This is a genomic window from Pseudomonas sp. NPDC088322, assembly GCF_044740745.1.
GTDB lineage: Bacteria > Pseudomonadota > Gammaproteobacteria > Pseudomonadales > Pseudomonadaceae > Aquipseudomonas > Aquipseudomonas shirazensis.
Genome location: NZ_JBIURK010000002.1, coordinates 249,705 through 272,310, shown reverse-complemented (window position 1 = coordinate 272,310; position 22,606 = coordinate 249,705). Strand labels below are relative to the sequence as shown.

20 protein-coding genes and 1 pseudogene are annotated in these 22,606 nt (G+C 63.0%); 6 read left to right on the top strand and 15 right to left on the bottom strand.

Annotated elements, in window-relative coordinates; translation table 11 throughout:
- Window positions 1-104 precede the first annotated feature (104 nt).
- The 3 genes from ACIOAU_RS05480 to ACIOAU_RS05470 form a co-directional block, all read right to left on the bottom strand.
- Window positions 105-386 carry a peptidylprolyl isomerase gene (locus tag ACIOAU_RS05480; RefSeq protein ID WP_101319110.1) on the bottom strand — a complete coding sequence of 94 codons (282 nt, stop codon included), beginning with the start codon at window positions 384-386 and terminating at the stop codon, window positions 105-107.
- A 141-nt stretch (window positions 387-527) separates the two neighbouring features.
- Window positions 528-1,595, bottom strand: a complete 1,068-nt coding sequence (locus ACIOAU_RS05475) for a 3-deoxy-7-phosphoheptulonate synthase (protein ID WP_150569349.1) — start codon at window positions 1,593-1,595, stop codon at window positions 528-530.
- 533 nt (window positions 1,596-2,128) lie between these two features.
- Window positions 2,129-2,794 (bottom strand): response regulator, encoded by a 666-nt coding sequence (locus ACIOAU_RS05470; RefSeq protein ID WP_401180546.1) that lies wholly within the window; start codon window positions 2,792-2,794, stop codon window positions 2,129-2,131.
- A gap of 202 nt (window positions 2,795-2,996) precedes the next feature.
- Between ACIOAU_RS05470 and ACIOAU_RS05465 the strand changes: the two genes are divergently transcribed.
- On the top strand, window positions 2,997-3,632 hold the full coding sequence (locus tag ACIOAU_RS05465; protein ID WP_150569348.1) for a response regulator transcription factor: 636 nt from the start codon (window positions 2,997-2,999) through the stop codon (window positions 3,630-3,632).
- A 10-nt stretch (window positions 3,633-3,642) separates the two neighbouring features.
- Here the strand turns inward: ACIOAU_RS05465 and ACIOAU_RS05460 are convergent, their stop codons facing one another.
- Together ACIOAU_RS05460 and exaA are read right to left on the bottom strand one after the other, a co-directional pair.
- A complete protein-coding gene (locus ACIOAU_RS05460) occupies window positions 3,643-4,287 on the bottom strand; it encodes a pentapeptide repeat-containing protein (protein ID WP_150569347.1) in 645 nt (214 codons plus the stop codon).
- A gap of 96 nt (window positions 4,288-4,383) precedes the next feature.
- Window positions 4,384-6,243, bottom strand: coding sequence for a quinoprotein ethanol dehydrogenase (exaA, locus tag ACIOAU_RS05455; RefSeq protein ID WP_150569346.1), 1,860 nt, complete (start codon window positions 6,241-6,243; stop codon window positions 4,384-4,386).
- A gap of 257 nt (window positions 6,244-6,500) precedes the next feature.
- Here exaA and pedF point away from each other — a divergent pair, with 257 nt between their 5' ends.
- Entirely contained in the window at window positions 6,501-6,938 is a 438-nt protein-coding gene (pedF, locus tag ACIOAU_RS05450) for a cytochrome c-550 PedF (RefSeq protein ID WP_101319122.1), read from the top strand.
- 77 nt (window positions 6,939-7,015) lie between these two features.
- On the opposite strand, the gene ACIOAU_RS05445 is transcribed toward pedF, so the two are convergent.
- The 4 genes from ACIOAU_RS05445 to ACIOAU_RS05430 all read right to left on the bottom strand — a co-directional run bounded on the left by ACIOAU_RS05445 (window position 7,016) and on the right by ACIOAU_RS05430 (window position 10,726).
- Window positions 7,016-7,771: a hypothetical protein gene (locus tag ACIOAU_RS05445; RefSeq protein WP_188035862.1), complete on the bottom strand. Its 756-nt coding sequence runs from the start codon at window positions 7,769-7,771 to the stop codon at window positions 7,016-7,018.
- A 62-nt stretch (window positions 7,772-7,833) separates the two neighbouring features.
- Window positions 7,834-8,295, bottom strand: a complete 462-nt coding sequence (locus tag ACIOAU_RS05440; protein ID WP_188035863.1) for a hypothetical protein — start codon at window positions 8,293-8,295, stop codon at window positions 7,834-7,836.
- A 192-nt stretch (window positions 8,296-8,487) separates the two neighbouring features.
- Complete coding sequence (locus ACIOAU_RS05435) at window positions 8,488-9,639, bottom strand: acyl-CoA dehydrogenase family protein (protein WP_103437224.1); 1,152 nt, start codon at window positions 9,637-9,639, stop codon at window positions 8,488-8,490.
- A gap of 16 nt (window positions 9,640-9,655) precedes the next feature.
- On the bottom strand, window positions 9,656-10,726 hold the full coding sequence (locus tag ACIOAU_RS05430; RefSeq protein WP_101319128.1) for an enoyl-CoA hydratase/isomerase family protein: 1,071 nt from the start codon (window positions 10,724-10,726) through the stop codon (window positions 9,656-9,658).
- Between the two features lie 340 nt (window positions 10,727-11,066).
- Here ACIOAU_RS05430 and ACIOAU_RS05425 point away from each other — a divergent pair, with 340 nt between their 5' ends.
- Together ACIOAU_RS05425 and ACIOAU_RS05420 are read left to right on the top strand one after the other, a co-directional pair.
- The gene (locus ACIOAU_RS05425) at window positions 11,067-12,251 is read left to right on the top strand and encodes a porin (protein WP_401180538.1); all 1,185 of its coding nucleotides are present in this window, start codon (window positions 11,067-11,069) and stop codon (window positions 12,249-12,251) included.
- Window positions 12,252-12,337: 86 nt separating this feature from the next.
- Window positions 12,338-12,874 (top strand): sterol desaturase family protein, encoded by a 537-nt coding sequence (locus ACIOAU_RS05420; protein ID WP_101319132.1) that lies wholly within the window; start codon window positions 12,338-12,340, stop codon window positions 12,872-12,874.
- On the opposite strand, the pseudogene ACIOAU_RS05415 reads toward ACIOAU_RS05420, so the two are convergent.
- From ACIOAU_RS05415 to fni, 5 genes and pseudogenes are all read right to left on the bottom strand, one after another.
- Window positions 12,819-13,745: pseudogene (locus ACIOAU_RS05415) on the bottom strand (phytoene/squalene synthase family protein); the annotation flags it as partial. The gene ACIOAU_RS05420 and the pseudogene ACIOAU_RS05415 overlap by 56 nt on opposite strands.
- Window positions 13,742-15,232: a phytoene desaturase gene (locus tag ACIOAU_RS05410; protein ID WP_220633553.1), complete on the bottom strand. Its 1,491-nt coding sequence runs from the start codon at window positions 15,230-15,232 to the stop codon at window positions 13,742-13,744. The pseudogene ACIOAU_RS05415 and the gene ACIOAU_RS05410, both read right to left, overlap by 4 nt.
- On the bottom strand, window positions 15,229-16,395 hold the full coding sequence (crtY, locus tag ACIOAU_RS05405) for a lycopene beta-cyclase CrtY (RefSeq protein ID WP_401180534.1): 1,167 nt from the start codon (window positions 16,393-16,395) through the stop codon (window positions 15,229-15,231). Before crtY ends, ACIOAU_RS05410 begins: the two co-directional genes overlap by 4 nt.
- Entirely contained in the window at window positions 16,380-17,666 is a 1,287-nt protein-coding gene (locus ACIOAU_RS05400; RefSeq protein WP_401180532.1) for a glycosyltransferase, read from the bottom strand. The genes crtY and ACIOAU_RS05400 overlap by 16 nt, the downstream gene beginning before the upstream one ends.
- Window positions 17,663-18,709, bottom strand: a complete 1,047-nt coding sequence (gene fni / locus ACIOAU_RS05395) for a type 2 isopentenyl-diphosphate Delta-isomerase (RefSeq protein WP_312388839.1) — start codon at window positions 18,707-18,709, stop codon at window positions 17,663-17,665. Before fni ends, ACIOAU_RS05400 begins: the two co-directional genes overlap by 4 nt.
- Window positions 18,710-18,874: 165 nt before the next feature.
- Here fni and ACIOAU_RS05390 point away from each other — a divergent pair, with 165 nt between their 5' ends.
- Together ACIOAU_RS05390 and ACIOAU_RS05385 are read left to right on the top strand one after the other, a co-directional pair.
- Entirely contained in the window at window positions 18,875-19,855 is a 981-nt protein-coding gene (locus ACIOAU_RS05390) for a polyprenyl synthetase family protein (protein ID WP_401180529.1), read from the top strand.
- On the top strand, window positions 19,852-20,076 hold the full coding sequence (locus tag ACIOAU_RS05385; protein WP_101319144.1) for a hypothetical protein: 225 nt from the start codon (window positions 19,852-19,854) through the stop codon (window positions 20,074-20,076). The genes ACIOAU_RS05390 and ACIOAU_RS05385 overlap by 4 nt, the downstream gene beginning before the upstream one ends.
- Window positions 20,077-20,355: 279 nt before the next feature.
- Here the strand turns inward: ACIOAU_RS05385 and ACIOAU_RS05380 are convergent, their stop codons facing one another.
- Window positions 20,356-22,473, bottom strand: a complete 2,118-nt coding sequence (locus tag ACIOAU_RS05380) for a TonB-dependent siderophore receptor (protein WP_181106453.1) — start codon at window positions 22,471-22,473, stop codon at window positions 20,356-20,358.
- Window positions 22,474-22,606 lie beyond the last annotated feature (133 nt).

The window sequence follows — 22,606 nt, the reverse complement described above, 5'->3', positions numbered from 1 at the left end:
CAATACGCGCGATAGCGCCTCCCCGGCATGCGCCAGGTCGGTCGCCATCGCGAGCCAGGCCCGGCGCCGCAGCGAAACTGCAGAGACGGGCAGGCAAGACTGGATCAGTCCTGACGGCTGGTCACTTCCAGCAGGTGGTAGCCGAACTGGGTCTTGACCGGACCTTGAACTTCATTCAGCGGCGCGCTGAAGACCACGGTGTCGAACTCCTTGACCATCTGGCCTGGGCCAAACGAACCCAGATCACCGCCTTGGCGGCTGGATGGGCAGCTGGAGTTGGCCTTGGCGACTTCAGCGAAATCAGCGCCGCCCTGGATCTGAGCTTTGAGCTCGTTGCACTTGTCTTCGCTGCTGACCAGGATGTGGCGGGCGGTGGCTTTGGCCATGGGAAATGCTCCTTTTGAATGAGTCCGCAAGCCTAGCGCAAACCACACGCGGTTGTCTGCCATGGTTGCTGTCGCTGGCAGCCAACACCGTTTGCAGGGCGCCGCAACTGCCGCTGCTGCGCGCCGTGTCTGCGCCGGGTACTACTGACGCAGGCGCATGGCGCAGCGTTGCAACAGTCGCTCGCTGGTCTCCCAGCCAAGGCATCCGTCGGTGATCGATACCCCATAGGCGAGGTCGCCTTTACCCAGGGCCTGGCAGCCATCGTACAGATGCCCCTCAAGCATCATGCCGACCACTGATTGATCCCCCGCCAGCCGCTGCGCCAGCACATCGTCGAACACGGCTGGCTGCCGAGCTGGGTCCTTGCCGCTGTTGGCATGGCTGCAGTCGACCACGATGCGCGCAGCGAGCCCCGCCTTGGCCAGGCTCTGACGCGCACGAGCGATGCTCTGCGCATCGTAGTTAGGCCCATCATGGCCGCCGCGCAGGACCAGGTGGGTGTCTGCGTTGCCCAGCGTATCGATGATCGCCGGATGACCCTGAGCGTCCATGCCAAAGTGCCGATGCGGATGGGCGGCGCTGCGCATGGCATCGGTCGCAACCGTGATACCGCCGTCGGTGCCGTTCTTGAACCCCACCGGCAGCCGCAGACCGCTGACCATCTCGCGGTGAATCTGCGACTCGGTGGTGCGTGCACCAATCGCTGCCCAACTGAGCAGGTCATCGAAGTAGCCGGCAGCCATCGGCTGGAGCAATTCGGTGGCGATCGGCAAGCCGCGTTCAAGCATGCTCAGCATCAAGCCACGGGACAGGGCGATACCGGCGTGCATGTCGTCGCTGCCGTCCAGATGCGGGTCGTAGGCCAGGCCCTTCCAGCCGACTGTAGTACGCGGCTTTTCGACATAGGCGCGCATCACCAGCAGCAGCTTGTCGTCGACCTTGCGGCTGAGTGCAGCGAGGCGGTCGGCGTATTCCAGCGCTGAGCGTGGGTCATGAATCGAGCACGGGCCAACAATCACCAGCAGGCGCGAGTCGCGGCCTTCGAGAATGGCGCGGACGGCCTGGCGGTGCTGCTCCACTTGCTGGGCAAGTTCAGGCGTGAGTGGCATTTGCTGCTTGAGCAGGTGCGGGCTGGGCAGGCGCTGGCTGACAGCGGAGTTGGCAGCAACAGGTTGGGTCAGGGGCAGGGCGAGGGTAGCGGCTTGCATAGTTCTGTTTCCCTGGGCGGACAGCGGGTTCAGGCCCGCGTGGTCGGCCCTATCGAGGTGTTCGACAAATCGTCAAATGCGGTTCTTGTGCGGCATCGCCACCGGAAATCGACCGAACGGAGGCGGCAGGCTGGCCCGAACGGGATTGGCTAAATCGCCAGGTATAGGTGGCTGCGCGGTAGGAAGTGCGGTAGTTCATGTTGAAATCCTCGATATGTTTGGTGTTTTTCAAAGGCCTGGAAACGCAAAACCCCCGGTCGGGAAGCCGACCGGGGGTTGAGTATTCTCATGTTCGGCGGCCCCTCGAAGAGTGGGCGCCGTTGGGTATCAGCGGCGCCTAGTGGCTAAACCAATACCCAAAATAAACGGTGGAGACGACCGAACCAGGCACGACAGCCAGCAGCCGGCGCGCAGTGCGTGCGGTGCAGGTGGCAGTGTGGTGGTGGCTGTGGGTCATGTTGCACTCCAGTGATTGAGTCCGAGCTTACTGCACCTGCAACGGCGCATTCAATGGCTGAATGCGCTTTTTTATTTCAGCGCCGCAGGTAGGCGGTGAAGTCGATATCGCCGGCGCTGAGGATCGCCTGCACCCGGTTGTGCACATTCAGCTTGCGCAGGATCGCCGACACGTGAGCCTTGACCGTGGTCTCGGCAATGTCCAGGTGGTAGGCAATCTGCTTGTTCGATTCGCCCTTGGTCATCCGCTCAAGTACCAGCAGTTGCTTGCGGGTCAGCGCCTGCAGCAGCTCCGGGGCGAAGCTCTGCGCTTCGCTGACCGCGCGGCGGGTGCCGGGCTTCTGCGTGCGGATGATGTCCGGTGGCAAGTAGACATTGCCGTTGAGAATCTGCTCGATGGCGTCGGTCATCTGCGCCCGCGGCGAGGACTTGGTGATGAAGCCGACCGCGCCATAGGTAATGGCCTGGAGCACCACCTGCTTGTCCTGCTCGGCCGAGACGATTACCACCGGAATGGTCGGTGCCTCGTTGCGCAGGTTCATCAAACCGCCCAGACCGTGCATGCCGGGCATGTTCAGGTCGAGCAGGATCAGGTCGAGGTCGTCGTTTTCGCAGGTCATCGCCAAAGCGCTGTTGAGGTCGGCGGTTTCCATTACCTCGCTGCCTGGAAATCCATCGGCAATCACGTTGTGCATGGCCTCGCGGAACAACGGGTGATCGTCGGCGATGAGAATCTTGTACATGGCTGTGCACCTTATTGTTGTATGTGTGCTCGCACGCAGGGGCAGTTCGCTTGGCAGCAGCCCTCGTTATGCCGCTATTAAGAGCCGGTAGCAAGGCTTTGTGAATGCGACCATCGCCATGCGAAGCAGTACCAAAGTAGTAGGTCTGGGCAGCGGCAGGGCTTCTAGCATGGAGGCCTGCACTGTACAGGAGGCACAAGGCATGGCCATTTTGCTGGTAGACGACCACCCGTTGCTGCGCGCCGGCATTACCGCGACCCTGGCCCAGGCGTTGCCGCAGATGCCCTTGCTGCAGGCCAGCGATGGCGAGCAGGCGCTGGCCATGGTGCAGGCGCAGGTGCCGGGGCTGGTGATCATGGATTTCGACCTGCCGGGCATCAGTGGCCTGGAAACCACCCGCCGTCTGCGCCAGCGTTTGCCACAGCTACGCGTGCTGTTCCTCAGTGAACATGCGCAACTGAGCCTGGTGCGCCAGGCATTGGCGGCTGGGGCTTGCGGCTTTCTGTCCAAGCAGGTCACCCCTGAGGTACTGGTCGAGGCGGTGCGCAAGGCCCTTAGCGGACATGCCTATATCGAGCAGGGCTTGGCGACCGCGTTGGCCTGTCAGCCCGCGCAGGCTGAGACCGACTGTCTGCATGGCCTGACGCCGCGCGAGGCCGAGATTTTCCTGCTGCTGGCCAAGGGCACGGCGTTGCGCAGCATTGCCAGCCAGCTGTGTATCAGCAGCAAGACCGTGTCCAATCACCTGACCCTGCTCAAGAGCAAGTTGCGCGTCAGCAGCCAAGCGGAGCTGGTCCACCTGGCGCTGCAGGCAGGGTTGCTCAAAGCGGTCGCCTGAGCAGGCCGGTTTACTTCCAGGTCTGCGGGCAGCCTTGGCAGCCTTCCATGTTGCTGTCCTGGAAATTCGCATAGTGCTGACGGGTGCCGCGCAAATCAGCATTTTCCAGATTGCTTTCGCCAAGCTTGGCTTCCTGCAGGTTGGCATCGGCCAGGCTTGCGCCCTTCAAGTCGGCTTTGCTCAGCCAGGTCATCTCAAGGTCAGCCGCCTGCAGCTTGGCGCCGTGCAGTTTGGCCCCGGACAGGCGTGCGAACTCCAGATAGGCCGCTGACAAATCGGCATTCTCAAAATTGGCGCCTTGCCCGTACATGCCCCAGGCCTGTACCGCGACCAGTGTTGCGTTCTGCAGTTGCGCCAGGCGCAGGTTGCTTTGCTGCAGGCTGGCACGGGTCAGGTTGGCGCCGCGCAGGTCGGCTTTTTCCAGGTTGGCCAGATCCAGCCGGGCATGGCGCAGGTTGGCCTCGCGCAGGTCGGCGCCAGACAGGTCGATCTTGCGCAGGTCCTGATTGCTCAGGTCGGCGCCGCGCAGGTTGGCGTTGGCGCACTTGCTTTCGGCGGCGATCACGCAGCCATTGATGGTCAGTGGGGCATCGCCCAGTTCATCGGCAACAACCGGGCTGAGCGCCAGAATCAACGCGAAGGGAAAGTAGTTCATGGTGGCTCCTCAGAGGAGGGCAAGGCCCTCGTTCACGGCGCTTGGCCGCAGCCACAACCAGCGTACGAGGCGCTGGTGGGGCCGCAGCCAGGCAACTCAGCGCTGGGCTGTCTTGTTGTCCCAGGCCGGGATCTTGAACACCCAGAACGAGCCGCCCTGTGCCACAGGTTTGGTCAGCTCGGCCATGTCGCCACCCCACAGCGGTACCGCGCCACCGTAGCCGACGGTTACGCCGATGTACTGCTCACCGTCCTGGTCCCAGGTGATCGGCGGCGAGACGATGCCGCTGCCGGTCTGGAATTTCCACAGCTCCTCGCCGGTCTTGGCGTTGAACGCCTTGAAGTAACCGTCGCCGGTACCGGTGAACACCAGGTTGCCTTTGGTTGCCAGCACGCCAGCCCAGAGCGGCAGGCGCTCCTTGTGCTCCCAGACCATCTTGCCGGTGGTTGGGTCCATCGCGCGCAGGGTGCCGACGTGGTCGTCATACATGCGTTTGATGCGGAAGCCCATGCCCAGGTACGCCGAGCCCTTCTTGTAGTTGACCTCTTCGGTCCAGTATTCCTCTTTCCACTGGTTGGCCGGCACGTAGAACAGCCCGGTGTCCTGGCTGTAGGCCATCGGGTTCCAGTTCTTGCCACCGAGGAACGGCGGCGAAACTTCGACTGGCTTGCCCTTGGTCTGGCCTGGTTCAGGCTTGGCCGGACGCTGCCCTTCGTTTTCAACCGGGCGCCCAGTCTTGAGGTCGATGTGGCTGGCCCAGGTGATGTTGTCGGCGAACGGGAAGGCGTTCTTCAACTTGCCGTTGGTGCGGTCGACTACGTAGAAGAAGCCGTTGCGGTCAGCATGCGCGGTGGCTTTGAACTGCTTGCCGTCCTTGTCCTTGTAATCGAACAGAACCAGTTCGTTGTTGCCGGAGAAGTCCCAGGCATCGTTCGGCGTGTGCTGGTAGAACCACTTGACCTCACCGGTGGTGGGGTCGACGCCGACCTGGCCGGAGGTGTACAGGCTGTCGTAGTCGTGCGGGTTGCCGTCCTTGGAGGTGCGCGCCCAGGTGTTCCACGGGCCAGGGTTGCCGGCGCCAACAATGATGGTATTGGTTTCGGCATCGAAGCTGGCGCTCTGCCAAGGAGCGCCGCCGCCGTGGCTCCAGGCCTCGACCTTGCCGGTTGGCGAGCTTGGATCATCCGGCCAGGACGGCGCTTTGACGTCGCCGGTCGGGGTGCTGTCCTTGCCGTTCAGGCGGCCCATGTGGCCTTCGACAAACGGTCGCATCCAGACTTCTTCGCCGGTGTCCGGGTCACGTGCATACAGCTGACCCACCACGCCGAACTCATCGCCCGAGCTGCCGTGAATCAGCAGTACCTTGCCGCTCTTCTGGTCTTTGATCAGGGTTGGCGCGCCGGTCATGGTGTAGCCGGCGCTGTGGTCGCCGAACTTCTTGTTCCAGACCACCTTGCCGGTGTCCTTGTTCAGCGCCACCACCCGTGCATCGAGGGTGCCGAAGAAGATCTTGTCGCCGTAGATGGCCGCGCCGCGGTTGACCACGTCACAGCAGGGGCGAATGTCGTCCGGCAGGCGGTGGTTGTAGGTCCACAGGCGCTTGCCGGTCTTGGCGTCGAGGGCAAATACCCGCGAGTAGGAGCCGGTGACGTAGATCACGCCGTCATTGATGATGGCCTGGGATTCCTGGCCGCGTTGCTTTTCGTCACCGAAAGAAAACGACCAGGCCGGGGTCAGTTTGAATACGTTCTGGTCATTGACCAGCGCCAGTGGGCTCCAGCGCTGGGCGTTGGTGCCCATGCCGTATTGCAGCACGTTACCGGTGGTCTTGTGGTCGTCGGCGATATCTTCCCAGGTAACCGGCTTGGCCTGGGCAGCGCCGCCGCAGGCCAGGCTGGCCAGGAGCAGGGCGGCAGAAAGAGGCGAAAGCAGGGCGGGTGATGTTCTTGTTGTCATGGTGGAGTTCCCAGTGAGGTTGTGCCTGGTTAGCCTGGAACGCCGCCGCTGATCGAGATACGGAAAAAGTCCCGGTCACCTCGGGAAATCTTCCCAGTCCGGACATGATTTGGCACTGCGCCGCAAGCGCTACTACCAAGGGATAAGGGTGCGACCCCCAAAGCAGCATGTGGCCGCTGGCACTGGCTTTCTAGGATGGTCGGGCCGCCTCCGTTCGAGAGGCGCAGCGTGCAACTTCAGCAGTCGAGGGCAGAACAATGACAACCCCTAAAAGCGCCTGGCACCTTTCCCTGTTGCTGGCTGGCCTGTGCGCCGCCGGTGGCAGCTTCGCCCACGGCAACGTAACGCCATCGGCGGTCAATACCGATGGGCTGGAGCCCTTGGGCAGTGAATGGCGTAGCGAAAACCCCTACCGCAACAGCAAGGACCATGACAAAGCGCTGTCGATCGGCGCCTCGGCCTATAACCAGAACTGCGCCGCGTGCCATGGCCTCGAGGCCAAGTCCGGTGGCATCGCTCCTGATCTGCGCATGCTCGATGAAGGCGCCGTCGGTGATGAGTGGTTTGTCGAGCGGGTGCGCAACGGCGCGGTGCGCGACGGGCGGGTGTACATGCCGAAGATGGCCGACTTTCTCAGCCAGGAGGCGCTGTGGGCGGTGCGTACGTATCTGGACAGTGTGCATGTCACCGAGTGAACCGCGACCTGTACTGCTGTGATGCGCAGGCCGCGGGGAGGGAGCCAGGGCCGCAGGGCGGCCTGGGGCATCAGCGCTCAGTCGGGTGGCTGAATGGACGGTTCTTGCGCCTTCTGCGACTCGTCCATTTGTCTCAGGATGTCTACCAGCGAAGGGATCTTTGGCTGTTCGAAGTCGCCACCAGGGGTTTGGGACTGCTTGAGCAGTCCTTCGATCGAGTCCCGGTGCCCTGGCGGGTAGCGCATCAGTTCGAGTTCGCCCAGGTTGTCTATGAATTCAAGCGTTCTACGTACATCCAGACGCCCGTCAGACTCGTGGTCGCGCAACAGTGCGTTTTGCTGGACCCATGCATTGTCCATGTCCTGTCGAGCTTCCCAGGCGGCGTACCGCTCTACGCTGGTATAGGCGCCACTTTCGTCTTCGAGGATGACGACAACCTCTTCGCGCGAGAGATGAGCAAAGGGGTTGGCAGTGTCACGCTGCCCCCGTACCACCCCCGCGATGTACTTCGCGGCCTGTTGACTCTGCTTGAGCCGTTCGGGTGAAGCCTCTGCAGGAATCTCATTTAGTGCCACAGACGCATTACCCAAACGCTTTATCTCGGCGTTGACCTTGAATATGAAACTGTCTGGGCCATAGACGCGCTGAAATTTTTCTTCCAGTTGTTTTTGCGTGAGTGTGGCCTTGGCGCTGAGCGCCATGCCTTCAGCAGACAGTTGTACTTCACTACCGGCTTCCGGCTTGCTGGCAACGTTGGCAGTCACCGGCGCGGATCGCGATGTCGCCGTTGCCAAAACAGGGCGAGGCACGCCCTTTAATGTCGTGTCTATCATGCGTAGAGTCCCTTGACCGGGAGGGTTGCACAGGCGTGCACTCCTCCCGCATTGATGAGCGACTATTTGATCGTGAAAGTCACGCTGTAGTCATAGGGCGGCGAACTGTTGATGCGGGTTGTCTTGGCCTCGCACGTGGCCCGGGTTGATCCGACAGACGTTGCCTTTTTGTCCCATTTCACCAGAGGTAATGAGACGTGAGATGTTTCGAATTTGCACTCTTTGCGACCTGATTTATAGGTAAAACGCAGGCCAGAGGCAGAAGAGGACGCACTGTTCAATTTGAATTGAGTTGAAGATTTTTCGCTGATAGGTCCCGGAGCAGGGTCGAGGGAACCAAACGCATATTGGTAGGTAAACGTGGCAATGGAAGTTGTCTCATTCTTCACCGTCACACTCACGACGGTGTTGCTCCAGGCATTCGCCATGGGCGCTACTACTGTCAGGATCACTGCAGCGATCTTTAGCCGATACATGTACTTTCCTCCTAGTGCTTTCAACGCCCCCTGAATAAGCGGCGCCACTCGATATCCGGGGTGAGAAAAAGTGCTCAGGCCCAGACACCTGACATGTCGGCAAGGAAACAGCACGCTGTATCAGACGTGGTCTGATAGATGCGTAGGAAATTTCGCTATTAACAAAACAGGCGCCTCAATCGGCGCCTGTGGAGGTCTGTCGCGGCCTGCATTCAGGCAGGTCCGGGAGGAGGGCCGGGGCTACAGCGGATAGTGCTTGAGCTCGCGCGCGATCAGCATCCGCTGAATCTCGCTGGAGCCTTCATAGATCTGCGTGATGCGTGCGTCACGGTAATAGCGCTCCACCGGATAGTCTTCCAGGTAGCCGTAGCCGCCATGCACCTGAATCGCCATCGAGCACACCCGTTCGGCCATCTCCGACGCGAACAGCTTGGCCTGTGACGCCTCCGAAAGGCATGGCTTGCCCGCACTGCGCAAACGCGCGGCGTGCAGGATCAACAAGCGCGTGGCGTTGACCTGGACCTGCATGTCGGCCAGCAGGTTGGCGATGCTCTGGTGCTCGTTGATCGGCTTGCCGAACTGGATGCGATCTCGCGAGTAGACCAGCGCGGCCTCGAACGCGGCGCGGGCAATCCCCAGCGCCTGGGCGGCGATGCCGATGCGGCCGCCTTCGAGGTTGGACAGGGCAATGGCCAGGCCCTTGCCGCGCTCACCGAGCATATTGGCGGCCGGGATGCGGCAGTTGTCCAGGCTCACGGCGCAGGTGTCCGAAGCACGGATACCCATCTTGTGCTCGCTGCGATCAACCTTGAAACCAGGATTGTCGGTCGGCACCAGAAACGCCGACAGGCCTTTTTTGCCGAGCTCCGGATCGGTCACCGCAAAAACGATCGCCAACCCGGCGCGACGGGCGTTGCTGACGAACTGCTTGGCGCCGTTGAGCACCCACTCACCGTCCACTTGCTCGGCGCGGGTGCGCAGGTTGTGCGCCTCTGAGCCGGCCTGAGGTTCGGTCAGGCAGAAACAGCCGATGACCTCGCCACTGGCCAGCCGAGGTAGCCAGGCCTGCTGTTGCTCAGGCGTACCGTAGGCCAGCAGCGGGCCGCAGCCTACCGAGTTGTGAATACTCATCAAGGCGCCGGTCGCGCCGTCGCCAGCCGAGATTTCCTCGACCGCCAGGGCATAGGCCACGTAGTCGGTGAAACTGCCGCCAAACTGCTCCGGCACGACCATGCCAAGCAAGCCCAGCTCACCCATCTTGCGTACCACCCCGTCGTCGATCCAGGCGGCTTTTTCCCAGGCCTGGGCATGCGGGGCGATTTCGCCGCGGGCAAAATCGCGCGCCATGTCGCGGATCATGATCTGTTCTTCGTTCAGTTCCAGGTCTTGCATCTGCGTACTCCCAGGCTCACAGCCCTTCGAAGAATTGGTCGACCCGCGCCTGCGCCAGCTCTGCCAGGGTCGGCGGGTTCCAGCGTGGCTGCTTGTCCTTGTCGATGATCAGGGCGCGCACGCCCTCGATGATGTCGCCATGGGCGAACCACTGCCGGTCCAGGTGCAGCTCCATGGCAAAGCACGCCTCCAGGCCGAGTTTGCGCCCGCGCCTGAGCATCTCCAGGGTCACGGCCATGGCCAGCGGCGAGCGGCTTTGCAGCAGGTCGGCGGTGGCCAGCGCCCAGGCCTGGCTGTCGCCGATCCGCACCGTGCGCAGTTGTTCGATGATGCTGGCAAGGTCGGCCTGGGCGAAGTAGTGGTCGATCACCGGGCGCAGCTTGGCCAGCGGCGCGTCGGCCAGTACCTGGGTGCCGAGGCGGGCCAGCGCGCCCTGCAGGTCCTTGAGCGGATGCTGACCGAAACTGAGCTGGTCCAGGGCCTGATCGAGCTGAGCAAGCTTGTCGCTGCTCAGGTACCAGTTGGCCAGGCCGCAATACAAGGCATCGGCCGCCTGGATCTGGCAGCCGCTGACGCCCAGGTAGGTGCCCAGTTCGCCCGGCACGCGGGACAGGAAGTAGCTGCCGCCGACGTCCGGGAAGTAACCGATGGCGGTTTCCGGCATGCCCAGCCGGCTGCGCTCGGTAACCACGCGCAGGTCGGCGCCTTGGGCCAGGCCCATGCCGCCGCCCAGCGTGAAGCCGTCCATCAACACCAGGGTCGGTTTGGGGTAGTGATGGATGCGCAGGTCGAGGGCGTACTCCTCGACGAAGAACTCTTCATGCAGGCTGCTGCCGGCCTTGAAGCTGTCGTACAGCGAGCGGATATCACCGCCGGCGCAGAAGCCTTTTGGCCCTTCACCGCGCAGGACCACAGCCTGCACCTGCGGGTCGACTGCCCAGGCGTCGAGCGCCTGCTGCAGGCTGCGCACCATGTCCAGGGTCAGCGCGTTGAGCCCGGCCGGGCGATTCAAGGTGAGGTGGCCAATCTGATTGCGGACTTCAGCCAGCACATGATCGGTGGATGAAATTCGAGCGTGCGCGGTCATCGCGATCTCCCTGCTTTGTTATTGATTTTCCAAGTGAAGTCTGGAGTGCACTGGAGGATCAAAAGATCCTGCCATGCAAATATGTCCTGCACAATCGACATATCTGCAGCAGCTGACTGCATGAATGTGCCATGTACCCGCTTTGTGCACCCCGCCTTGCGAATGAGTTACTGCCACTTTAGCCGAGTGCGCCCCAAGGAGCGGGTCGTAGTGCTTGCAGGCGCAAGCCGCCCGGCACCGGCCAAGGAACTGGCCAATCGCCGCCAAGGCAGCGTAGGGCCGCGTGCGTGCGCTTTCGATAATCGCCTGGACACCTGTCCAACCGATTGCGGAGCGCGTCATGCACAACAACAATAACAACTCCCACCGCCGTATCCTGCCGCTGCTTGGCGGCCTTGCCAGCCTGGCTTTGGCCCCGTTGGCGGGGGCCGAGATCATGCTCTACGACAAGGACCAGACCACCTTTTCCACCGACGGCTACATCAACGCCTTCTACGTCAACAGCGATATCGACCGCGCCGGCGAGCAATATGATCGGCGCCAGTCACGGGTGAAAATGGGCTTTCTGCCCAATACCCTTGGTTTCAACATGACGCGCCAGATCGACGATCTCAAGCTGGGTGGGCGTGCCTCGTTCTGGGTCAGCATCAACGACAGTGAAACCAACGGCACCGACACCGCCATCGATGTCCGCCAGTTCTACGGCACGGTGGCCAACCCGGAGTGGGGCGAGGTGTTGATCGGCAAAGACTTCGGTTTGTTTGCCCGCTCCAACATCCTCCTCGATGAACTGCTCACTGGCTACGGCCAGGTCAGCGACACACTTGGCCTGGTTGACGGCGGCGGGGTCTCGTTCGGCAACATCGGCAGCGGCTATCCCTATCCTTTCCCGACCTCGCAGATCACCTACCGCACACCGGTAATGGACGGCCTGCGCGTGGCCGTGGGGATAATGGACCCGGTCGACACCAACGACGACAGCGCGGTCGGCAAGGCCTATCAGGAGAATCCGCGCACCGAGAGCGAGATCACCTACCAGTTCGATCTGGGCGGCGCGAAGATCTACAGCTGGCTCAACGGCAGTTACCAGACCTCCGACAACACCGACAGCAACGTTGACTCGGTGACCTCCAAAGGTCTTGGCTACGGCGTACAAGCCAAGATGGGTGCGTTCTCGCTGACAGGCTCGGGCTTCAGCGCCAAGGGCATCAACCCGTTCTTCACCAACAATGCTGGCGAGGCGACCCTGCGTGAGGTCGACAGCCAGGGTTATCTGGTGCAGGGCTCGTACACCTTCGGCAAAAACCGCCTGGCGCTGTCGTATGGCAAGACCAAGGATGACGGCAACGGTGCAGTGAACACTGGCGCCGACTATGAAACCCGCGGCATTGCCCTGTTTCGCGAGATCAATGCCAACTTGAAACTGGTCGCCGAATACAACCAGTTCGACATCGATGGCCATGACGGCAATGCGCAAAACGAGGACACCGATACCTTGGCCCTGGGGGCTGTGCTGACCTGGTAAGCGGGCGGCTGGCGCGGCGGCATGCCGCTGCAATCCGCTGGGGCATTTGCTGTATGCTCACAGGCATTGCCAGGAGATGCCGCGCCATGTTCACCAGTCTGCTGACGTTTCTGATCACCCTTGCCGCCATGGAAGGCGTTGCCTATCTGGCCCACAAGTACATCATGCATGGCTTTGGCTGGGGCTGGCACCGCTCGCATCACGAGCCACGCCACGGTGTGTTCGAAAAGAACGACCTGTACGCCGTAGTGTTTGCCGGGTTGGCCATCACCCTGATCGCGTTGGGCACTGCCGGCTGGTATCCACTGCAGTGGATCGGTGCCGGCATGACCGGCTATGGCCTGCTCTACTTCATCGCCCATGACGGCCTGGTGCACCGGCGCTGGCCGCTGCGGATCGTGCCGCGCCATGGCTACCTCAAGCGCCTGTACCAGGCTCACCTGATGCACCATGCGGTGCAGGGCAAGGACGGCTGCGTGTCGTTTGGTTTTCTCTACTCGCCTACGGTTGAGCAGTTGAAGGCGCAGCTGCGTGCGCGTCACGGTGGACCGTTGCGCGAGCAGCGAGTGGACGCTGCCAAAGCTGCAGCGCCCGTGGCGGATAGCGACGCCAGCCGCGGCTGAGGGCCTGCCACAGGCCACTGGCAACGGCGGCGAGTTTCTCCCCCTTGCTGGTCGACAGGCGCCCGTCCCAGGCGGCATCACCCGCCGCCAGAATCTTCAGGCCGATGCGCCGATACACCGAACCCGCTGTTGCCACAGCCCAGGCTGAACGCCAGGGCAGGGCACTCAAACCGGCCTGGGCGCTGGCATAGTAGGGCTCTGCCTGCTGCACCAGACGTGTGCCCATGCGCGCCACGGCAGTACGGTGGCGTGGTTCGGCAAGCTGTTCGGCAGTGATCGCAAACTCGTCCAGCCAGGCTTGCGGCAGATAGCAGCGGCCAACCTTGGCATCATCGACGATATCCCGGGCAATATTGGTCAGTTGCATGGCCAAGCCAAGGTCGCAGGCGCGATCGAGCACGGCGTCATCGCGTACGCCCATGACCCGCGCCATCATCAGGCCGACCACGCCGGCCACGTGGTAGCAATAACCCAGTGTTTGCTCTAGCGTCTGGTAGCGCTGGCCGGCAACGTCCTGCTCAAACCCCGCCAGCAGGTCGAACGCCTCTGCCTGCGGTACGCCATGGCGCCGGGCAACTTCGCGCAGTGCAGCAAAGGCGGGGTCGGTGACCGGCTGATCGGCGCAGGCAGCTGCGGTTTGCTGATACAGGCCGGCCAAACGCTGGCGGGCCTCCTCAGTCTCCAGCACGCTAGCTTGATGGCCGGCTTGCTGGCCGTCGATCACGTCGTCGCAGTGGCGGCACCAGGCGTACAACAGCACTGCGCTGCGGCGGGTGACCGGATCGAACAGGCGCGAGGCTGCGGCGAAGCTTTTCGAGCCGACGGCGATGCTGTGTTCGGCGTGGGCGAGCAGTTGCTCGTCGCCATTCATCGCTGCAGATCCTCGAGCATCAAGCCTGCGGTGGCCTTGGCCGAGCCGATCACGCCCGGCACGCCAGCGCCTGGGTGGGTGCCGGCGCCGACCAGGTAGAGGTTGCTCACCTGCGCATCACGGTTATGCGGGCGGAACCAGGCACTTTGGGTCAACACCGGCTCCAGCGAGAACGCCGAGCCCAGGTGGGCGTTGAGTTCGTCACGAAAATCTATCGGAGTGAAGCTGCGGCAGGTGACCAGGTCTTCGCGCAGCCCGGGGATGTAATAGCGCTCGAGGTAATCGAGGATTTTCTCCTGATAGCGTGGGCCTTCGACCGCCCAGTCGACCGGCGCATTGCCCAAATGCGGCACTGGCGCGAGCACGTAATGGCTGGAGCAACCGTCCGGCGCCATGTCCGGGTCGGTCGCGCAGGGCGAGTGCAGATACAGCGAGAAGTCTTCAGGCAGATTGGGGCCGTTGAAGATTTCCTGCACCAGCTCACGGTAGCGCGGGCCGAAGCACACAGTATGGTGACGCAGTTGCGGCTGCCGGCGCTTGAGGCCGAAATGCACAACGAACAACGAGTTGCTGAAGCGCTTGCTTTTCAATCGGCGTGCTTCGGACTGGCCGCGCCGGTGCGCGCCGAGCAGGTCGGCGTAGGTATGCACCACGTCGGCGTTGGAGGCGATCGCATCAGCCGTCCAGTGGCGGCCGTCGCGGCTGCGCGCACCGATCAGGCGGTCGCCCTGGGTATCGAAGCTGACCACGTCGGCGTTCAGCTCGAGGGTGCCACCGAGGTCGGTGAACAGCCGCGCCATGCCCTCGACCAGCGCGCCGGTGCCGCCTTTGGCAAACCACACGCCCCACTCACGCTCCAGGGCGTGGATCAAGGTGTAGATGGCCGAAGTGGCGAATGGATTGCCGCCCACCAGCAGGGCGTGGAAGGAGAACACCTGGCGCAACTGCGGGTTGCGGATGTACTGTCCGACCATGCTGTAGACACTGCGCCAGGCCTGCAAACGTGCCAGCTGCGGGCCGGCATGGAGCATGTCGCGGAAGGTCAGGAACGGCACCGCACCAAGCTTGATATAGCCCTCTTCGAGGACTGCTCGGGAGTACTTCAAAAAGCTCTGATAGCCGGCGACATCGGCCGGCTCCATGGCGTGGATCTGCTGCTCGAGCTCGGCTTGATCGTTGCTGTAGTCGAACTGCGTGCCGTCTTCCCAGCACAGCCGGTAGAACGGCGCGACCGGTAGCAGCTCGACGTAGTCGGCCATCGGCTTGCCGGCCAGCTCGAACAGCGCTTCGATCGCGGTCGGGTCGGTGATCACTGTGGGGCCGGCGTCAAAGGTAAAGCCCTGGTCGTGGTAGACGTAGGCACGCCCGCCCGGCAAGTCGCGACGCTCCAGCAACGTGGTGTGAATCCCGGCCGCTTGCAGGCGAATGGCCAATGCCAGGCCGCCGAGGCCGGCACCAATCACCAGCGCGGTTTTGCCTTGGGTCATGACTGCTCCTTGAAATGCTGTGGAGAATGGCGCAACGCCGCCCGTAGCGCCTGGCCGACGGGGACTGGCGGTTTGCCCGAAAGAATGCGCAGACGATCAGCCGCAGAGCTTTGGCCTGCATAAAAACGTGCGATCAAGCCTTCCGGCAAGCGGTAGAAGCGCTGCATGACCTGCCAGCGCTGTTGCGCGCTACCAGCCAGGAACAGCATGCGATTGAGCAGCCGATAAAAGCCCTGGCCGCGCCAGCGCTGCGCCAGATAGCTGCCCATGGCCCGGTGCAGCTGCGCGCTGCTGTCGAACGGCTGCGTTGCGAGCCAGTCCGCTAGGCGCACGGCCTCCGGCAGCGAATAGCCGGTCGTACAGTGGCACAGCCCGGCGCGCAGCCCTGATGAGACCTGCCCATGCTGCTGCGCCCACCAGGCCGGAAAGTCTTCTGCCAGGGTGATCGGCAAGTCGCCTTGCTCTTCGCGCAGGCACTCGGCGACCTGCCAGCCGTGCTGAAGCACGTAATCATCGATATTGCTGCGCAACTGCGCTGCAACCGGCGGGCTGTGGTCGACGTAGTGGGTGTCCTCGATCAGCAGGGTATCGGCGCTGAACGGCAACACGTAGACAAAGCGGTAGCCGTTGCCCTGGGCGACTCGGGCATCCATCAGGATCGGTGCTTGCAAGCCGTGGGGCTGCTCAAGCCGCAGCACCTGGCCGAGAAACGCCTGGCGGCCAAGCACCCGGTGCGGGCTGGCCTCGGCGCCACGGCCATCGATGGTGACCCGCGCCTGCAGCACTTCGCCGCTGGCCAGGGTGACCTGCTCCGGCGCAAGCGAGGTGATCTCGCAGCCGGTACGCAGGGCCGGCCCCAGGGCCTGGGTGATGACCTCGGCAAAGCGCTCGCTGGTGATGCTCGCATAGCCACTGGCCAGGCGCCGCGACAAGTGCGGAAAGTGCACGTGGTAGGCCGGCCAGCGCTTGACCACCAACGGCTCCAGCCAACGCTGCTGGGTGGGCGTGAGGTCGGCATCATGGAACGACCAGGTATGGTTGCCGCCAGGGTTGGCATCACGCTCCAGGCAAAGCAGTTTCAGCTCAGGCCGTAGTTGGCTCAGGCGCCAGGCGATCAGGCCATTGGCCAGGCCGCCACCGGCGAGGATCAGGTCGTAATGCATGGTGGGTTCTCTGCCAGTACCGGTTGGTGGCTGCGCAACGCTGCCTCGACGATGTCCGCTGCCTTGGCCGCGCCACCGGCCGTGGCCAGTTCGCGTTGCAGCGCAGTCAACCTGGGCAGCGGTTCGCGCAGCAGGTGGGCGAGGGCGCTGCGGATGGCACTGACACTGGCCCGCCGCGACAGCGCCACGCCCAGACGATGATAGGCAACCCGCGCCGCCACGCCCGGTTGATCGAATGCAATCGGCATGACCAACAGCGGCGTGGCTGCGGCAATGGCATCCAGCACGGTATTCAGGCCGCCATGGCTGATGACCACGTCGGCACGGCGCACCGCCCATTGCTGGGGCGCGAAGTCGGTTACGAAGGTAGCGCCCTGTTGCAGCAGCTGCGCTTGCTGAGCGTGATCGAGGCCGCCGCAGTGGGCGATCAGCAGCTGCACATCCAGCGCCTGGCAGGCCTGGCTGATCTTGCTGAACAAGTCGAAGCGATGGCCCTGCAGGGTGCCCAGGCTGGCAAACACCAGTGGCCGCGCCGGGTCCAGGGGCCAGTCGGCGGCGTCCTGCTGCGCCGCCACCCGCAGCGGCCCGACTGCATGAAAGTGCGCCGGCAACGCCTGGCGCGGAAAATCAAAGCTGGGCACGGTCTGGCTGATTTGCGCCAGCGGCGACAGCCAGTCATGCAAACCCTCACGCTCGACCAGGCCATGTTCGCGGCAGGCCTGGCGCAGCACGCGCCCCAGTGGCTGCATCAACCAGTCGAAGACCTCGGTGCTGCCGCGGTACAGGCGCCGCTTGAAGCGGCTTTGGCCGTAGTCGAACGGCATCACCGGCAAGGGTATGCCAGGTTCGCGGTTGATCGGCAGCGCGCAGGCGATGGATATCCAGGGAATACCCGCCACTTCCGCCGCCAGCGCCCCGGCCGGTTCCATCTGGTCACACAGCATGGCATCCACCTGCTGCGCAGCGAGCGCCTCGGGCAGGCAGGCGCAGAGCATCGCGCTGGTGCTCGCCAACTGGTCGATCAAACGGCGCAGATGCATCGGCCCACTGGGGATGGCGGCCAGGCGCAAGGTCTGCTCAAGATGGTCGTTGGCAAGCCGCCCGTGGCCTACCGCGACAAAGCCGATGCGTGGGTCGCTGAGCCAGCGCTGCGCGGCAGGTTGGTGAAAAAAACTCACGCGGTGGCCGCGCTCGACCAGCTCCCCGGCCAGCGCCTGCAAGGCCTGGAAATGGCTGGGGTAGGGCGGGGCGACCACCGCAAAGTGACTCATGACAGGTCCAGCCCGGCCGCCAGCAAGCGCGCCCGACGCAGCGCTGCCAGGTCACGCGAGCCGGTGCAGAAGCACGCGACCCGCAGCTGACGAATGATGATCTCGAAGTGCTCGACCACCGCCTCGGTGGACTCGGTGGCAGCCTGCAACACGCCGGCTGCCTGACCGACCAGATCAGCGCCGAGGCGGATCGCCTTGGCCGCATCGATGCCGTCACGAATACCGCCGGAGGCAATCAGAACGCTGTTGGGCAAGGCCCGGCGCAATGTCTGCAGACACAGCGGCGTCGGAATGCCCCAGTCCGCGAAAGCCATGGCCACAGCGCGATCGGCGTGGGTGCTGGCACGCTCGGCTTCAACCGCTGCCCAGCTGGTGCCGCCGGTGCCGGCCACGTCGATCACCTGCACACCGGCTTCGAGCAGGTCGCGGGCCACGCTTGGCGAGATCCCCGCGCCGACTTCCTTGATGATCACCGGCACAGGCAGCGCTGCAGTCAGCGCCGAAATCTGCGCCAGCACGCCGCGCCAGTCGCGGTCACCTTCGGGCTGCACTGCTTCCTGCAGCGGGTTGAGGTGGATGATCAAGGCGCTGGCTTCGAGCATTTCGACGGCGCGCCGGGCCAGATCCAGGCCGTCGGCTTCGCGCAGTTGCGCCGCGCCAAGGTTGGCCAGCAGCGGGATATCAGGGGCCAGCCGGCGTAGCTCGCGGGTCAGGCCCTGGTCGTCGGCGCTGCGCAGGCTGACCCGCTGCGAGCCGACACCCATGGCAATCCCCAGCGCCTGCGCAGCCTCGGCCAGATGGCGGTTGATGCGTGTGGCGCGCTCGGCGCCACCGGTCATCGAGCTGATCAGCAGCGGCGCACGTAATGGCATACCCAGCAAAGAGCTGCTCAGGTCGATGCTGTCGAGGCACAGTTCAGGCAGGGCGCAGTGCTCGAAACGGACAGCGGCCCAGCCGGCATCGGCATGCGCGATGGTTTTATCCGCGCCCAATACGATGTCAAGATGATCGTCCTTGCGCTGGCTCAACACGCTTTTTTTCATTCCGGCTCCGCTGCCAGTGAATCATTGGGTGAAAATCATGGCCTTACCTTGTACAACGCTAGTAGCTTTGTACAGCTATGCTGGGAAACAGTACAGTTCTGGCAACGGCCCCTGATAGTCGTTCCGTCAACTCGCGGCCTAGACCGCACCACCGAAGAGGCCAGGATGACCACTATCGCACGCACAACCTCGGCCACTGACGCCGACTTCGCCGTTTACCTTGCACGCATGCGGGCAGAGCTGGACAGCCGCCTCAGCGCGCTGCTGCCAGAGGTCGGTCACGAACGCGATCTGCTCGCCGCCGCCATGCGCGAAAGCGCCCTGGCGCCGGGCAAACGCCTGCGCCCGTTGCTGTTGCTGCTGACTGCCGAGAGCTTAGGTGGTTGTAAAGCGGCAGCGCTGGATCTGGGCTGTGCGATCGAGATGGTGCACGCCGCCTCGCTGGTGCTCGATGACTTGCCGTGCATGGACAACGCCGCGCTGCGCCGTGGCCGGCCCACGCTGCACCTGGCGTTTGGCGAGGACGTGGCCATCCTTGCCGCCATTGCCTTGCTGTCGCGCGCCTTTGGCGTGGTGGCGGCGCTACACACGATCGAGCCGGAGCAGCGCAATCGCCTGATCGCGATCATGTCGCAAACCATCGGTGCCCACGGCCTGGTCAAAGGCCAACTGCAAGACCTGCGTGACGGTGCAACAGTGCGCAGTGCCGAGCAGATCACCGAGACCAATCAGCTCAAGACCGGCGTGCTGTTTGCCGCGATCATGGACATGGCCTGCCTGCTCGGCCATGCCCATGAAGGCGTGCGGCAGCCTTTGCAGCGCTTTGCCAGCGAGCTGGGCCAGGCGTTCCAGCTGCAGGATGATCTGCGCGATTGTGACCCGGACACCGGCAAGGACCTGGGCAAGGACGCCGGCAAGTCGACACTGTTTGCCTTGTGCGGCGAAACCCAGACACGCCATCGCCTGCACAGCCACCTTGAGGCTGCCGAGCAGTGCCTGGAGCAGGTGTTTCTTGCCGAGCAACCGATTGGTTGCCTGCTTCGTGCAGTGTTCGCCAATGTGCGTTCACCCTTGGCCCAATCAAACTTTTGCGCCAGCGTGCGATCTGCTGAAGTACAGGTAGATATCTCAAGGAGCACGTCATGACCGACCACGACCCGCAACACACCGGCGACAAGGTGCCACGTCCACTGTCCTCCGAGCAGGCCCAGCAAGGCCAGCGCGTAGAGGGCAAACCGCTGGAGCGGCCGGACCCGGACACCGAAACGATCGACAAGGTGATTACGCCCACTTCGATCAAGGAACTGGATGAGCAGACCGCAGAAATCGAGCGGCGCCTGCGTGAGGCGCGGGAGAAGGGTTTGTAAGTGCAATCCCTTTCAAGGTTTCTGCATTTTTCTCTGATTTGAAATCGCTGGGGCCGCTGCGCAGCCCTTTCGCGACACAAGGCCGCTCCTACAGGACGGCGTACACCATGATTTTTGGTCTATGCGCGAAAAGCTTTTCACGGCGCCGCCCATGTAGGAGCGGCCTTGTGTCGCGAAAGGGGCGCGTAGCGCCCCCGACGATCCAACGACAAGTGCGGTTCTAGAACACCTTGAAAGGGACGCTTGGCACCGCGCCTGCCAGGGCGCGGTTGATCAACGTCAGAAGGTGTAGGCAACCCCGGCCTGCACAGTGCGTGGCTCACCTGGGTAGGCGTAGCGGTTGAACGCGCCTTCGTCATAGCCTTTATTGAACACGTTGCGCACATCCAGATTCAGCCGCACATGCTCGTTCAATTGATAGAAGCTCAGCAGGTCGACCACGGTGTATTGCTCCATGGTGTAGGTGCTGGCGGCCGTCTGACCCTGGCGGTCATCCACGTATTTGACGCCCATGCCCATGCCGAAACCTTTCGCCAGGCCGTCCTGGAATTCGTAGGTGTTGAGCAGGCTGAAGCTGTTGCGCGGGATGTTTGCCAGACGGGTGCCGGTAGGCAGGGTTGTGTCCTTGGTGACTTCAGCGTCGACGTAGGCGTAGCCGCCGATTACCCGCCACTCAGGCGTCAGGTTGCCGGCCACGTTGATGTCCAGGCCACGGCTGCGTACTTCCCCGGCGGCAATGCTGAAGGTGCCAGTGGGGTCGGCGGGATCGCGGGCCAGTACGTTCTCTTTAACGATGTGATAGATCGCCGCATCCACGCTCAGTTGACGATCCAGTGGCTCCCACTTGACGCCCAGTTCGTAGGATTTGCCCTTCTCTGGATCAAAACCCCCACCTTGGAGGCTTGCTCCGCTATTAGGCTTGAACGAGCGGGCAGTGTTGGCGTAGACCGCTACGGTATCGGTCAGGTCGTAGATCGCACCCAGGCGTGGAGTGGCAGCGTTTTCCGCCTTGCTGAAATCACGAGTGGTGCTCAGGTAATCTTCATACTCGTGCTCGAAGCGTTCCAGACGCACCCCGGCCAGCACTTTGAAGCGCTCGGTCAAAGCGACTTGATCTTGGACGAAGGCCGACCAAGTCTTCAGATTCTCTTTGTCATGGGTTGTGGTGCGATTAATGGCAGGGCGTGGCTGACCGAGCACCGGATTATAAATGTCGATCGGGTACGCCGCTGAAGACCGCTGAATAATCGACTTGTAGTCATAGTCCTCATACTCAACACCTGTCAGCAAGGTGTGAGCGAAGCCTGCGGTTTCGAAGTGGCCGGTCAGATTGAGCTGGTAGTCACGATCAGTCCACTCCAGCTTGCGGTAGTTGAAGTTGCGCTGCAGGGTGCGTCCATCGGCAGGCGGTCCATTGGCTTCAACCGCATTCCCTTTCAAACTCCCATCCAGCCACTGCATACCGCCAGCCAGGGTCCAATTGTCATTGAGCAGATGCTCAAAGCGCAGCTGGGCCATGTTGTTGTCGTTGTGCAGCAGGTTGTCGCTGCCTTTCTCCCAGACGTTGGTGTCACGCGAGGCGCTGCCGCGCTGGGTGTCATAGCGGGTCAAACCACGGTCGAGCGGGTGGTTGTTGCGCATGAAATCGCCTTCGAAGACGATCTTGGTGCTGTCGTTGGCCTGCCAGCTGAGTACCGGGGCGACGTCATAGCGTTCGCTGTCAACGTCATCGCGGAAGCTCTCGCCGCCTTCGCCCAATACGTTCAGGCGATAGGCCAGGCTGCCGTCTTCGCTGAGCGGGCCGGTGGCGTCGAGCGTTGCCCGGTGCATGCCCTGGTCATCGAACTGGCTGCCCAAGGTCACCTTGGATTCGGGCAACGGCTGTTTGCTGACAACGTTGAAGGTGCCGCCGGGATCGCCTCGGCCATACAGGCTGCTGGCCGGGCCGCGCAGTACTTCCAGGCGCTCGACGGTGTTGGCGTCCGGCGCGTTGGGGTAGCCGCGGTTGATCGGGAAGCCGTTGCGATAGTACTCGCCCGTGGTGAAACCGCGCACGGTGACGGTGGTCAGGCCCTGGCCGCCGAAGTTGTTGGCCCGGCCCACTCCGCCGGCGTAATCCAGCGCGTCCTGCAGGCGGGTTGCGCCAGTGTCTTCAAGCACGTCCTTGGGCACCACGCTGACTGACTGCGGAGTCTCGTGCAGGGCGGTGTCGGTGCGGGTAGCGCTGGCCGAGCGGGTGGCGCGGTAGCCGATCACAGGGCCATCGGCGCGTTCGCGCTCGCTGGCGGCATCGATGTTGACGGCTTGCAGCTCGACCGTTTGGGCCGGGTCGGCATCAGCCAAAGCCACAGGGGAGATAACATTGAGCAGACAAAGGGAAACGAACGCACGACGCATGGACGATACGATCCTGGCAGGGGGAAGATGCGCGGGATCATATCTGGAAACAATTCTCGTTTACAGGAATATTTTGCGTACTAACGTACCAGGTTTTGGCTGCAATCGCTGGGGTGATTGCCCAGCGAGCCGC